Below are 12,856 nucleotides of genomic sequence, written 5' to 3'. Positions count from 1 at the left end.
GATCAAGGGCGGCGATGCGGGCGGCTCAGCGACCCAAACCATCTACGGCAGCCGGCATGACAGCCATACCCGCATCACCTGCGCCTCCACAGCTTCTCACTGCAGAAGACGCAAAGAGAAGGGGTAAGGCCGCATGACCCTCGATGCCACCTGCTCTTTGCAGAACTTGACGGACGTGACCCGGCCGACCGCCAAGCGCCGACCGAGCGGGAGCCCTTCAGGGCTCCCCGAGGCCGGCGCTCCCCCCGCCGGTGGCCGGACCTTCAGTCCACCAGCACCATGACCCGCCCGTCCTCGACCTTCACCGCGTAGGTCCTGAGGTCGATGCAGGCCGGCGCCCCCCGCGCCCGGCCGGTCCGGTAGTCGAACCGCCCGTTGTGCTTCGGGCACTCGATGATCCCGTCCATGACGAGCCCGTCGGCGAGATGCACCCCCTCGTGGGTGCAGAGCCCGTCCGTGGCGAAATACCCGTCCTCCGGCGAGCGGTAGATCGCGAAGGTCCGCCCCCCGTGGTCCCAGCGGACCACGTCCTCTGCCTCCACGTCCTCCGCCCCGCAGGCCTCGACCCACTCCGCCATCCGCACTACTCCGCCGCCATGCCGTGCAACTCCTCCCGGTACGGTCGCGCCGAGGGCGGGAGCTCGCGGCGGAGATAGGCGTCCTCGTAGCGCAGCTGCCGCAGCACCACCGGCCAGACCTCCCGATAGGCGTGCCACATCGACGGGTTGGCCGCCGGCAGGTCGTCCCTGATCAGCGCATGCAGCCGCGGCAGCGCGTGATAGGGCACCATCGGGAACATGTGATGCTCCACATGGTAGTTCATGTTCCAGTAGACGAACCGCGAGAAGGGGTTCATCAGCACCGTCCGCGAGTTCAGCCGGTGGTCCACCACGTTCTCGGCCAGCCCGACATGCTGCAGGAGCCCGGTCAGCACCATGTGCCAGGTCCCGTAGATCCGCGGCAGCCCGACCAGCATCAGCGGCAGCCACGACCGCAGCCCCACCGCCAGCGCGATCGTCGCGAGATAGACCGCCAGGTGCCAGCGCGCCGCCCTCACCACCTTCGGCCACTCCGCCTCGGGAATATAGTCCCTCTCGTCCGCCGACAGCCGCCCGAGCGCGTTGTGGATCAGCGCCGGATAGGCGTAGCGGAAGTCCATCAGCCCGAGGAAGCTCAACCCCGCCCGCAGGAGGTCCGGCGGCCGCATCACCGCGATCTCCGCGTCCCGCCCGACGATGATCGTGTCGGTATGGTGCCGCGCATGACTCCAGCGCCAGGTCACCGGGTTCCTCACCTGCATGAACGACGCGACCTGATAGACCCAGTCGTTCATCCAGCGGGTCCGGAACGCCGTCCCGTGCCCGCACTCGTGCCAGCGCGAATCCGAGGCCGAGGCGTAGAAGACCCCGTAGAGCGCGAAGAAGGGCACGCACCACCAGGTCCCCCAGAAGGCGACGCCCCCCGCCGCCGTCACCAGCAGCACCCCGAGCCAGATGACCGTGTCGCGGATCGCCGGCTGGTCCGAGCGCTGCATCAGCTCCTTCATCACCTTGCGCGGCACCTCGGAGTGATACCATTCCGCCGAGGCGAGCCCGGTCTCGACCGCCCAGACGGCGCTCGGGCCGGTCAGGCTGTAGTCCCGCTTCGGCATCGGCCGGGTCATCGCGCGCTCCCCCAGAGCGGCGCGAACCGCCCGGTCGGCGCCGGATAGGCCTCCTCCGGCTGCCGCGCGATCCCGGCGATCCGCCGCTCGGCCGCCGCGATCTCCTCCGCCCCGTCGATCACCCGCAGGTCGAGCGAATAGCCGCGGCCCTCGCCATGCTCGAGCCAGATCATCTCGCCCCGCTCCCGCGCCGCCACCTCGCCGAGCACATGATGCGTCGAGGGCTCGATCCCGAGCGCATAGTTGCCGGCCTGGTAGTTCTGCCACTCGTAGAAGCAGGGCAGCTCCGCCTTCCGCGTCACCACCTCGAAGCCGAGCCCCAGCCGGTCGTTCACCACCGCCGCCGGGCAGGCCCCGTCCGCGTCGGCGGCGAGGTCGTGCTCCCAGACCTGCTCGCGGAACCCCGCGCGCGGCGCCGCGACCGCCGCATAGCCGACCCCCTGCGCCGCATAGCTCTCCGCGTGCGAGGCCCAGAGCACCTCGCGGACCGGCGCGAGATAGCGCGCCCCCTCCTCGAGCAGCGGCCAGCCGAGGTTGACGTGATAGAAGAACATGTGCGGCGTCCGGAGGAAGCCGTGGTTCTCCACCCGGTCCCGCACCCGGATCTCCCGCCCGCCGACCTCGGCCTCGATCCGGCGGAAGAGGTAGAGATCCTCGGCGAACATCGCCGACTGCTGCACCACCCCCTCGGCCCAGAGGAAGCAGCGGTCCCCCTCCCACCGCTCGCCGTAGCCGGCGAGCCGCGCCGGGATCAGGCTCACCCGCCCGTGCAGCGAATGCTTCACGGTCCGGCGGCCGGGATAGTTGTAGCCGTCCGCCGGCACCTCCGCCGGCCCCATGGTATGGTCGAGCCCGCAGGTGGCGACGAGCCCGGAGAAGGACCGGGTGAAGGCGAGCCCGCCCTCGCCCTCGTACTCGTGCAGGCTCGGGTGCCGGAAGCCCGCCGGCGAGTGCCAGCCGATCGCCTGTCCCCGGTAGTCGCATTCGGCGATGTCGAAGCCGCGGTCCACCATCACCGTGAAGCGCAGTCCGCCGCCGGTGCGGAACTCGAGCATCCGGTTGCCGCGCTCGACCCCGTCGCCGAGGGTCGAGAGCCGCACGCCGGCGACCTGCGAGAGCATCCCCATGCGCGCGGACGCCTCGCGGCGGGTCAGCGTCCGGCCATAGAGCTCCACCATCGTGCATCCTCCCCAGCCTCGTCGCGGGCCGTTTCCGCCGGAAACCTAGCATCCCGCCGGACGATTGGAAGCCCGAAGGGCCCGCCGGCACGGGGAAGGAAGAACGGTGCGTCACCGGCGGGGAAGTGCGCGACGAAATGTCGCGCAGGCCCCGTTTCACCTTACTTCCACCTTATTCGAGAAATATACTTCGAACTATACATACTTCACGCGACATCTCCACGCGCGCACAGACGCCTCACCCGCGCCGTCCGCCTTTCGTCGCACCCCCTCCGACCCGGACCGCCCCCCTCACCCCCACATCCCCCGCATCTTGAGCTTCAGGTCCCGCGGCGACACCGCCCGCGCCCCGCGCTCGCGGGCCGCCGGCGGCGCCCAGGCCACCTGCTCGAACCGGTCGAGCAGATGCCCCGGCAGAAAGCGGCTCCGCGGCGCATAGACGTGCCGGTCCCCCCGCGCCGCCTGCCCGTGCACGTAGAAGCGCAGCGGCGTCAGCAGATGCAGCGCGTCCTTCGCCCGCGTCATCGCGACGTACATCAGCCGCCGCTCCTCCTCGATCTCGGCCGGCGTGTCGCTGGCGAGGTCGGAGGGCAGGCAGCCGTCGACGCAGTTGAGCAGGAAGACCGACTTCCACTCCTGCCCCTTGGCGGAATGGATCGTCGAGAGCACGAGGTAATCCTCGTCCCTGAGCGCCGGCCCGGCGAGGTCGCCGGTCGCCTGCGGCGGATCGAGCGTGAGCTCGGTCAGGAAGGCCCGGCGCGAGGCGAATCCGGCCGCGATCTGCCCGAGTTGCCCGAGATCCCCCTTCCTGACCGCCGCATCCTCGTGCAGCCGCTCGAGGTGCGGCTCGTACCAGGCCCGCGCCGCCTCGATCTCCGCCGGCCAGCCGGCCCGCCCCCGCCCGAGCAGCCGGAGGAGCGCCGCCAGCGCCGGCCAGTCCGCCGCCGCCCGCTTCGGCGCCCGCACCTCGGCGCCGGCCGCGATCGCCGCCAGCATCGCCTCCGCCGCCGACGGCCCGACGCCGGGCAGGAGCTGCAGCACCCGGAAGCCGGCGATCCGGTCGCGCGGGTTCTCCGCCAGCCGCAGCACCGCCAGCAGGTCCTTCACATGCGCCGCCTCGAGGAACTTCAGCCCGCCGTACTTCACGAAGGGAACGTTGCGCCGCACCAGCTCGACCTCGAGCGGCCCGCTGTGGTGCGCCGCGCGGAAGAGCACCGCCTGCGCCTTGAGCGCGACCCCTTCCTCCCGCGCCGCCAGCACCTCGGAACAGACGTATTCCGCCTGCGCCGCCTCGTCGAGCAGGCTGACCAGCCGCGGCCGCGCCGCGCCCTCCCGCGCGCTCCAGAGCGCCTTGGCGAACCGCTCGCCCGCCTCGCCGATCACCGCGTTCGCCGCCGCGAGGATCGGCTGGGTCGAGCGGTAGTTCCGCTCCAGCGTCACCACCCGCGCCGGCGGCGCGAAGCGGGCGGGGAAGTCGAGGATGTTCCGGACCTCCGCCGCGCGGAAGCCGTAGATCGCCTGCGCGTCGTCGCCCACCACCGTCACGCCGCGCCCGTCGGGCTTCAGCGCGGCGAGGATCTCCGCCTGCAGCCGGTTGGTGTCCTGGTATTCGTCGACCAGCACGTGGTCGAAGCCGGCGCCGAGCGCCGCGGCCGCCGCCGGGTCGGCGAGCAGCTCCGCCCAGTAGAGCAGCAGATCGTCGTAATCGAGCACGTTCCCCGCCTGCTTCGCCTCGACGTAGCCGGCGAAGAGCCCGCGCAGCTCCGCCTCCCAGCCGGCGCACCAGGGAAAGCGCGCCGCCAGCACCTCCGCCAGCCCCTCGCGCGCATTGACCGCCCGGGAATAGATCGCGAGGCAGGTTCCCTTGCCGGGAAAGCGGCTCTCGGTCCGCGTGAGCCCGAGCCCGTGCCGCACCAGCCCCATCAGATCCTCGGAATCGGCCCGGTCGTGCAGCGTGAAGCCGGGATCGAGCCCGATCAGCGGCGCATGCTCGCGCAGCACCCGCGCCCCGATCGCGTGGAAGGTCCCGGCCCAGCCCAGCCCGGCCGCCAGCGCCGCGCCGCGCTCGCCCAGTACTTCGCCGGCGATCCGCTCGACCCGCCGCAGCATCTCCGCCGCCGCCCGCCGCGAGAAGGTGAGCAGCAGGATCCGCCGCGGATCCGCCCCCTCGACCATCAGGTGCGCCACCCGGTGCGCCAGCGTCCCGGTCTTGCCCGACCCCGCCCCGGCGACGACGAGGAGCGGCCCGGCAACTCCGCCGTCCCCGTGCAGCACCGCCGCCCGCTGCGCGTCGTTCAGCCGGTCGAGATAGGCAGGGCAGGGGGCTTGGCCATCCATCGCGGCATCAAGCCCTGTTTCCGTTCCGTTCGCAAGCGGGGATGCAACCGGAGACCCGTGCGCGCGCACGTTAACGATTATGCACAAGGTGGTTAACGCTGCGAGATATATGCGGCGATATCATATGGATACCGAAAGTCCGCACTGTGCGACGCCCGTGCGGTCAGCCCGTCCGCACCGCCGCGAGGTGCCCGGCGAACCCTTCGCTCGCCATCAGCCGCCGGCAGCGCTCGAACCGGTTGGTCGCATAAGCCCAGAAATCATCCGCCGGGTTGCCGTTGCCATGCTGGATGAGCCCCCAGAGCGTCCAGAGCAGGTCACACATCGCCTTGTAGGCGACGACCCGCCCCCGCTCCGCTGCGGTCGGCGCCCGCCCGAAGTAGGCCGCCAGCATCTCCTCCTCCTGTGCCGCCCCGAACTCCCCCTCGACCGCTAGGTCGCCGAGGTCCCAGAGCGGATCGTTCATCCCGGAATACTCCCAGTCCACGATCCACATCCGCTCCCCGGTATCGAGGAAGTTCTCGCAGAGCGGATCGCAGTGGCAGGGCGCCAGCGCCGCCGGCCGCGCGTCGAGCGCCGCCCGGACCGCCTCCGCCTCCGCCACCGCCGCATGATACCCCTCGGGCAGCGTCACCCGCATCGGCGCCAGCACCCGCAGATATTCCTCGATCATGGCGAAGAGATCGAATCGGAACTCGAACCGCACCCCGCTCCGGTGCAGCCGGGCGAAGGCCGCCGCCGCCCGCGCCGGCGCCCCCGGCTCGCGGAAGAGCGCCGGCGTCATCGTCCGCCCCTCCACCAGCCGCGTCAGCATCAGCCCCCGTCCCGGATCGACGTGCAGCACCTCGGGCGACACTCCCGCCGCCGCCGCCGCCCGAGCGTTCGCCGCCTCGACCGCGCGGTCGATATAGGCCTCCGTCCCCTCGCCGGGGATGCGCAGCACCACCGTCTCGCCGCCCGCCTCCACCCGGTAGACCCGGTTGGTCAGCCCCCCGAGCCGCTCCACCGTCCCGACCGGCCCCCGCCCCGGGATCAGCGCCATCGCCGCGCGCACCTCGTCTTCCGCCGTCTGCATCGCCGTCCCCCCGGGGCTTTCCCTCGCCCCGGCGAGATGACTATGCTCGCCGCCGCGCCGTCAACCGGGAGGGTCCCCCTTGAGCGAAGCCGACAAGCTCGACGCCGTCTACGCCGCCACCACCACCGCCGAGATCGCCCGCACCTACGACGCCTGGGCCGCGACCTACGACGCCGAGATGGCCGCCCTCGGCTACCGCCACCCCACCGTCTGCCTCGCGCTTCTCGCCCGCCACCTGCCCCCCACCGGCCCCATCCTCGACGCTGGCGCCGGTACCGGCCTGCTCGGCGAATGGCTGAAGATCATCGGCTATGCCTCTGTCGAAGCGATCGATCTCTCCCCCGGCATGCTCGCCGTCGCCGCCGCCAAGGGCGTCTACGACCGCCTGCTCCAGGCCGACCTCACCCGCCGCCTCCCCTTCGAGGACGCCCGCTTCGCCGGCTGCGTCTGCGCCGGCGTCTTCACCACCGGCCACGTCGGCCCCGAGGGCCTCGACGAGCTCCTCCGCGTCGTCCGCCCCGGCGGCATCCTCGTCCTCACCGTCAAGGACAAGACCTGGCAGTCGGGCTTCTCCGCCCGCATCGAGGCGCTGGCGGGGGAGGGCAGGGTGGCACCTCTCGACGCGACCCCGCCCTACAGCTCGATGCCCGGCCGCCCCGGCAACGACCCGAGCCGCAGCCTGGTGCTCCGCCGCACCTGATCGCGGAAAAATTGTTGACGCCCCAACGGCCCGCGGCGAACCTTGCGCCAAAGGCACGGCCCCGGTGGCCGGACAGGGAGGAGAACGATGAACCGACGCAGCCTCGCGACCACCGCGCTCACCGGCGCACTCCTGAGCGCGGCGCTCGCCGCCAGCGCCCAGGATTCCCCCGACCCGATCCGCCTGACGCTGCACGACTGGACCGGCCAGCTCATCACCACCCACATCATGGGCGAGGTGCTGGAGAAGGCTGGCCTCAACGTCGAGTACGTCCAGGCCGACTACCTCGCCCAGTTCGCCGGCCTGAAGACCGGCGACCTGCACGTCGCGATGGAGATCTGGGAGACGACCGGCCGCGAGGCGATGGACGAGGCCACCGCCACGGGCCAAGTCGTCAACCTGGGCGAGAACGGCATGCAGGCCATCGAGGAATGGTGGTACCCCTCCTACATGAAGGAGGCCTGCCCCGGCCTCCCCGACTGGCAGGCGCTGCTCGAGCCCGACTGCGCCGAGGCCTTCGCCACCCCCGACACGCTTCCCGACGGCCGCTACCTCGGCGGCCCGGTCACCTGGGGTGGCTTCGACGAGGAACGCATCGCCGCCCTCGAGCTCCCCTTCCAGGTGATCCACGCCGGCACCGACGCCGCCCTCTTCGCCGAGCTCGAGTCGGCCTACCAGCGCCAGGACCCGATTATGCTCTGGATCTACGCCCCGCACTGGGCGCCGATCAAATACGAGGGCGAATGGGTCGCCTTCCCGCCCTACGAGCCCGCCTGCTACACGGACCCGGCCTGGGGCGTGAACCCCAACGCCACCCACGACTGCGCCAAGCCGCGCGGCCCGATCTGGAAGGTCGCCTGGGCCGGCCTCGCCGACAAGTGGCCCTCCGCCAAGGCGGCGATCGAGAACTTCAAGCTCGACAATACCGAGATGGGCCAGATGATCGCCGCTGTCGACCTCGACGGAAAGAAGCTCGAGGAGGTCGTCGACGGCTGGATGGCCGCCAACGAGGCGCGCTGGAAACCCTGGATCGGCCAGTAGCCCCGGATGGCCGCGGACGAGCCTAAGATCGCGTGCCGCGGCCTCTGGAAGCTCTTCGCCCCCGGCTCCGAGAGCGTCGCCGAGTCCTTCCTCGCCCGGACGCCCGCGCCCACCGCGGAAGAGCTCGCCGCCGCCGGCCTCACCCCGGCCGTGATCGACGCCACCCTCGCTGTCCGCCCGGGCGAGATCTTCGTCATCATGGGCCTCTCCGGCTCGGGCAAATCCACCCTCGTCCGCTGCCTCTCGCGCCTCATCGAGCCTACCGCCGGCGAAGTCCGCTTCGATGGCCAGGACCTCCGCCGTGCCTCCGACCGCGAGCTGATCGAGATCCGCCGCCACCGCATGGGCATGGTCTTCCAGAATTTCGCCCTGCTGCCGCACCTCTCGGTGCTCCGCAACGTCGCCTTTCCGCTCGAGGTTCAGGGCATCGCCCGCCCCGAACGCGAGGCCCGCGCCCGCGAGATGATCGAGCTCGTCGGCCTCAAGGGCCGCGAGCAGAACCTCCCGCGCGAGCTATCCGGCGGCCAGCAGCAGCGCGTCGGCATCGCCCGCTCGCTCGCCGTCGGCCCCGAAGTCTGGTTCCTCGACGAGCCCTTCTCCGCCCTCGACCCGCTCATCCGCCGCGAGATGCAGAACGAGTTCATGCGGCTGCAGGCGACCCTCCACAAGACCATCGTCTTCATCACCCACGACTTCGACGAGGCGATCCGCCTCGCCGACCGCATCGCCATAATGCGCGACGGCCGCATCGTGCAGTCCGGCACCGCCGAGGAACTCGTCCTCGCCCCCGCCGACCCCTACGTCGCCGCCTTCACCCGCGACGCTCCCCGCGCCCGCATCCTCACCGCCCGCGCCATCATGCGCCCCCTCGACGGCACCCTCACCGCCGGCACCGTCGAGGCCAAGACCAAGGTCGCCGACTTTGCCCGCGAGGTGGAAGCCTCCGCCCAGCCCTTCGCCGTGACCGAGGAGGGTAAGACGATCGGCCAGCTCGGCCGCGCCGAGGTGATGGCCGTGCTCCTGGAAGGCCGCCCGTGATCGTCCCGCGCGCCCCGCGGGTCTCATGCAGGTTTGCTAACCTGGAGAGCAGTCGGTTTCCGCCAACAGGCGGAAAACGAGCAAGGAAACAATGCGCGCACCCGCGCGCACCTCGTGGCGGCAAAGGCCGCCGCGCGGCGCAAGCTGCGCCTCGCGCCGCGGGCCCCGCCCGATGACCACCGTCATCCTCCCCGCCGCCGCCCGCAGCCCCTGGCCCGGCCGCCTGCTCTGGCTCCTCCTCCTCATCGCCACCATCGCCTTCGCCCATCTCCCGCGCGGCATCCTCACCGGCCTCTGGAAGGATGTCCCCGCGACCCTCCATCTGCCGCTCGCCGCTTGGCTCTCCGCCTTCATGGACTGGCTCGTCACCGACGCCCGCCTCGGCCCGGTCACCTTCCGCGACCTCACCCGCGCGCTCTCCGCCCTTCTCTCCGTTCCCCTGACCGCTGCCACCTCGCTCCTCGCCACTGGCCTCATGCGCGGCGAGGGCTCCGCCGCCGTCCAGCTGCTGCCGCCGCTCCCCTGGTTTGCCGTGACCCTCGCCGGCACCCTCGTCGCGCTGCACGCCGGTGGCCGCCGCCTCGCGCTCCTGACCGGCGCCGCGCTCCTTTACCTTGCCGTCTTTGGCCAGTGGCAGAGCGCCATGGTGACGCTGGCCTCGATCACCGTCGCCGTCCCCTTTGGTATCGCTGGCGCCCTCCTCCTCGGCATCGAGGCTTGGCGCCACCCCCGCCTCGACCGCGCGCTGGCGCCCCTCCTCGACGCGATGCAGACCGTCCCAGTCTTCGCCTACCTCCTCCCCATCCTCATCCTCTTCGGCTTCAACCCGGTCGCCGCCCTGATCGCGACGGTGATCTACGCCATGCCTCCCATGGTCCGGATCACCCTCCTCGCGCTGCGCGGCGTCCCGTCCGAGATCGTCGAGTTCGGCCGCATGTCTGGCTGCACCCCGCGCCAGCTCACCTGGAAGGTCATGCTGCCCGCCGCCCGCGCTCCGCTCATGGTCGGCGTCAACCAGGTGATCATGCTCTCGCTCAACATGGTCATCATCGCTTCGATGATTGGCGCCGGCGGCCTCGGGTACGACGTGCTGACCGCGCTGCGGCGCCTCGACATCGGCGCTGGGATCGAGGCCGGCGTCGCCATCGTGCTCCTCGCCATCGTCCTCGACCGGCTCAGCCAGGCCTTCGCCACCCGCGCGCCCGGTTCAGGCCGGCTCCTCCTTGCCGCCCTGGCCGCGGCCCTCGCCCTCTGGGTGCTGGCGCTCGCCGTTCCGGTGATCGCCCACTACCCGGAGCGGCTCGAGATCTCCACCTCCGCCTTCTGGGCAGGCCTCATCCAGTGGCTGAACGTCACCTTCTTCGACACGCTGGAGGCGATAAAGACCTGGGTCCTCGTAAACCTCCTCGTCCCGGTGCGCCGCGTCCTCACCGCCATTCCCTGGTGGTGGGGCACCATCCTCATCGCCCTTGCCATGACCGCCATCGGCGGTCCGCGCCGCGGCCTCATCGCCGCCGCCTTCGCCCTCTTCATCGCCTTCACCGGCTACTGGTCACAGGCCATGGTGACGGTCTACCTCGTCGGCACCTCCGTCCTCATCGCCACCCTCATCGGCCTGCCAATCGGCATCGCCTCAGGCCTCAGCAAACGCACCTGGGCCATCGTCCAGCCCGTCATCGACACCCTCCAGACGCTCCCCTCCTTCGTCTACCTCATTCCCGTCGTCATGCTCTTCCGCGTCGGCGAGTTCACCGCCATGATCGCCATCGTCCTCTATGCCGTCGCCCCGGCCATTCGCTACACAGCGCTGGGCATCCGCGAGATCGACCCGGCCCTGGTCGAGGCCACCCGCGCCATGGGCACCACCCCCGGCCAGCGCCTGCTGAAGCTCCGCCTCCCCTTGGCGCTGCCCGAGATCCTCCTCGGCATCAACCAGACCATCCTCCTTGCCGTCTCCATGCTGGTCATCACCGCGCTGGTCGGCACCCGCGACCTGGGTCAGGAGGTCTACATCGCCCTCACCCGCGCCGACGTTGGCGCCGGCCTCGTTGCCGGCGCCTGTATCGCCATGCTCGCCATGATCGCTGACCGCATGATGACCGCCGCCGCCGCCCGCACCCGCGCCCGCCTGGGACTTACGAGATGACCCCCCTCGAACGCGCCGCCACGCTCCCGATCTGGACCGCCTCCGTCACCCCGGAGCCGCTCGCGGGCGGCATCACCAACCTCAACTTCACCGTCGAGGACGCCGGCCGCCGCTACCTCGTCCGCATCGGTGGCGACATCCCCGAGCACATGATCCTCCGCCGCTTCGAGCGCGAAGCCGCCCGGGCCGCCCACGCCGCCGGCCTTTCCCCCGCCGTCCGCCATGCCGAGGAAGGAGCGCTCGTCATCGACTTCATCGAAGGCCGCACCCTCACAGCGCAAGACGTCCGCGACCCGGCAAACCTCGACCGCCTGGCCACGCTCGTCCGCCGCTGCCACACCGAGATCCCCCGCCACTGGCGCGGTCCCGCCCCGATCTTCTGGCCCTTCCAGGTCGTCCGCGACTACGCCCACACCCTCCGCGAAGGCGGCACCCCCTACGACCTCGCCCCCCTCCTCGCCGCCGCCGAGACGCTCGAGCAGGCCACCGGCCACGTCGAGATCGTCTTCGGCCACAACGACCTCCTGCCTGCCAACCTCATCGACGATGGCCATCGCCTCTGGCTCGTCGACTGGGAATACGCCGGCTTCAACACACCCCTCTTCGACCTCGGCGGCCTCGCCTCCAACGCTGGCATGACCGAGGACGAACGCACCGCCCTCCTCGCTGCCTATTACCGCCGCGACCCCGACGCCGGCCTCCTCCGCCAGGCCGCCGCCCTGACTGCCGCGTCGCTCCTCCGCGAAACCATGTGGAGCATGGTCTCCGAGCGCCACTCCCGGATCGACTTCGACTACGCCGCCTATACCGTCGAGAACCGCGCCCGCTTCGAGGCCGCCTTCGAGGAATTCCGATGACCCTGCCTTCCTCCGCCCGTATCGTCGTCATCGGCGGCGGCATCGTCGGCTGCTCCACCGCCTACCACCTCGGCGCCATGGGCCAGGACGAGGTCCTCCTCCTCGAGCGCCACAAGCTCTCCTCCGGCTCCACCTGGCACGCCGCCGGGCTCGTCGGCCAGCTCCGCACCAACGCCAACGTGACCCAGCTCCTTGGCTACTCCGTTGCCCTTTACGACCGCCTGGAAGCCGAGACGGGCCTCTCCACCGGCTGGAAGATGAACGGCGGCCTCCGTCTCGCCTGCACCCCCGACCGCTGGACCGAAGTGAAACGCCAGGCCACCACCGCCCGCTCCTTCGGCCTGGAGATGCAGCTTCTGACCCCGAAGGAGGCGCAGGATCTCTGGCCGATCATGCAGGTGGACGACGTCATCGGCGCTGCGTACTTGCCCACCGACGGACAGGCCTCCCCCTCCGACCTCGTCCAGGCGCTCGCTCGAGGCGCCCGCTCGCACCGCGTCCGGATCCGCGAGGACATCCGCGTCACTGCCATCCTCACCGCGGACGGCCGCGTTACCGGCGTCGTGACTGACCAGGGCACCGTCGGCTGCGAGAAGCTCGTCCTCTGCGCCGGCCAGTGGACCCGCGAGCTCGCCGCCTCTGTCGGCGTCACCGTGCCGCTGGTCAGCGTCCAGCACCAGTATCTGATCACCGAGCGGATCGAGGGCGTCCTGCCGAACCTCCCGACCCTCCGCGACCCGGACCGCCTCACCTATTACAAGGAGGAGGTCGGCGGACTCGTCATGGGGGGCTACGAGCCCAACCCGAAGCCCTGGGCGGAG

Annotated in this window: 11 protein-coding genes; 6 read left to right on the top strand and 5 right to left on the bottom strand. The window is 71.1% G+C overall.

Going from position 1 to position 12,856, the window contains the following annotated elements; all coding sequences use genetic code 11:
- Positions 1–263: 263 nt before the first annotated feature.
- The 5 genes from Q0112_RS14360 to Q0112_RS14340 all read right to left on the bottom strand — a co-directional run bounded on the left by Q0112_RS14360 (position 264) and on the right by Q0112_RS14340 (position 6,253).
- Positions 264–578 (bottom strand): MocE family 2Fe-2S type ferredoxin, encoded by a 315-nt coding sequence (locus Q0112_RS14360; RefSeq protein ID WP_297976430.1) that lies wholly within the window; start codon positions 576–578, stop codon positions 264–266.
- Between the two features lie 5 nt (positions 579–583).
- A complete protein-coding gene (locus Q0112_RS14355) occupies positions 584–1,663 on the bottom strand; it encodes a fatty acid desaturase family protein (RefSeq protein ID WP_297976428.1) in 1,080 nt (359 codons plus the stop codon).
- The gene (locus Q0112_RS14350; RefSeq protein WP_297976426.1) at positions 1,660–2,841 is read right to left on the bottom strand and encodes an aldose 1-epimerase family protein; all 1,182 of its coding nucleotides are present in this window, start codon (positions 2,839–2,841) and stop codon (positions 1,660–1,662) included. Before Q0112_RS14350 ends, Q0112_RS14355 begins: the two co-directional genes overlap by 4 nt.
- A gap of 291 nt (positions 2,842–3,132) precedes the next feature.
- Positions 3,133–5,178, bottom strand: a complete 2,046-nt coding sequence (locus Q0112_RS14345) for an ATP-dependent helicase (RefSeq protein ID WP_297976425.1) — start codon at positions 5,176–5,178, stop codon at positions 3,133–3,135.
- A 163-nt stretch (positions 5,179–5,341) separates the two neighbouring features.
- Entirely contained in the window at positions 5,342–6,253 is a 912-nt protein-coding gene (locus Q0112_RS14340) for a choline/ethanolamine kinase family protein (protein ID WP_297976423.1), read from the bottom strand.
- Between the two features lie 79 nt (positions 6,254–6,332).
- Here Q0112_RS14340 and Q0112_RS14335 point away from each other — a divergent pair, with 79 nt between their 5' ends.
- The 6 genes from Q0112_RS14335 to Q0112_RS14310 form a co-directional block, all read left to right on the top strand.
- Positions 6,333–6,953, top strand: coding sequence for a class I SAM-dependent methyltransferase (locus Q0112_RS14335; RefSeq protein WP_297976421.1), 621 nt, complete (start codon positions 6,333–6,335; stop codon positions 6,951–6,953).
- A gap of 87 nt (positions 6,954–7,040) precedes the next feature.
- Entirely contained in the window at positions 7,041–7,994 is a 954-nt protein-coding gene (locus Q0112_RS14330) for an ABC transporter substrate-binding protein (protein ID WP_297976419.1), read from the top strand.
- Between the two features lie 6 nt (positions 7,995–8,000).
- Positions 8,001–9,032, top strand: coding sequence for a glycine betaine/L-proline ABC transporter ATP-binding protein (locus tag Q0112_RS14325; protein ID WP_297976417.1), 1,032 nt, complete (start codon positions 8,001–8,003; stop codon positions 9,030–9,032).
- A gap of 172 nt (positions 9,033–9,204) precedes the next feature.
- Positions 9,205–11,178, top strand: a complete 1,974-nt coding sequence (locus tag Q0112_RS14320; protein ID WP_297976414.1) for a proline/glycine betaine ABC transporter permease — start codon at positions 9,205–9,207, stop codon at positions 11,176–11,178.
- The gene (locus tag Q0112_RS14315) at positions 11,175–12,035 is read left to right on the top strand and encodes a choline/ethanolamine kinase family protein (protein WP_297976412.1); all 861 of its coding nucleotides are present in this window, start codon (positions 11,175–11,177) and stop codon (positions 12,033–12,035) included. Before Q0112_RS14320 ends, Q0112_RS14315 begins: the two co-directional genes overlap by 4 nt.
- Positions 12,032–12,856 (top strand): FAD-binding oxidoreductase (locus Q0112_RS14310; RefSeq protein ID WP_297976410.1); only part of this gene is annotated, 825 nt, incomplete at its 3' end. The genes Q0112_RS14315 and Q0112_RS14310, both read left to right, overlap by 4 nt.

The organism is uncultured Amaricoccus sp. (genome assembly GCF_937858865.1).
Taxonomy (GTDB): Bacteria; Pseudomonadota; Alphaproteobacteria; order Rhodobacterales; family Rhodobacteraceae; genus Amaricoccus.
Note: the sequence above shows the minus strand (reverse complement) of the source record. Positions and strands in the feature narration are given on the sequence as shown.

Excerpts from the sequence above, each read along its gene's own strand:
- Q0112_RS14320 (WP_297976414.1), top strand. The coding sequence starts at position 9,205 with ATGACCACCGTCATCCTCCCCGCCGCCGCCCGCAGCCCCTGGCCCGGC.
- Q0112_RS14325 (WP_297976417.1), top strand. The coding sequence starts at position 8,001 with ATGGCCGCGGACGAGCCTAAGATCGCGTGCCGCGGCCTCTGGAAGCTC.
- Q0112_RS14315 (WP_297976412.1), top strand. The coding sequence starts at position 11,175 with ATGACCCCCCTCGAACGCGCCGCCACGCTCCCGATCTGGACCGCCTCC.
- Q0112_RS14350 (WP_297976426.1), bottom strand. The coding sequence starts at position 2,841 with ATGGTGGAGCTCTATGGCCGGACGCTGACCCGCCGCGAGGCGTCCGCG.
- Q0112_RS14360 (WP_297976430.1), bottom strand. The coding sequence starts at position 578 with ATGGCGGAGTGGGTCGAGGCCTGCGGGGCGGAGGACGTGGAGGCAGAG.
- Q0112_RS14345 (WP_297976425.1), bottom strand. The coding sequence starts at position 5,178 with ATGGATGGCCAAGCCCCCTGCCCTGCCTATCTCGACCGGCTGAACGAC.
- Q0112_RS14330 (WP_297976419.1), top strand. The coding sequence starts at position 7,041 with ATGAACCGACGCAGCCTCGCGACCACCGCGCTCACCGGCGCACTCCTG.
- Q0112_RS14340 (WP_297976423.1), bottom strand. The coding sequence starts at position 6,253 with ATGCAGACGGCGGAAGACGAGGTGCGCGCGGCGATGGCGCTGATCCCG.
- Q0112_RS14355 (WP_297976428.1), bottom strand. The coding sequence starts at position 1,663 with ATGACCCGGCCGATGCCGAAGCGGGACTACAGCCTGACCGGCCCGAGC.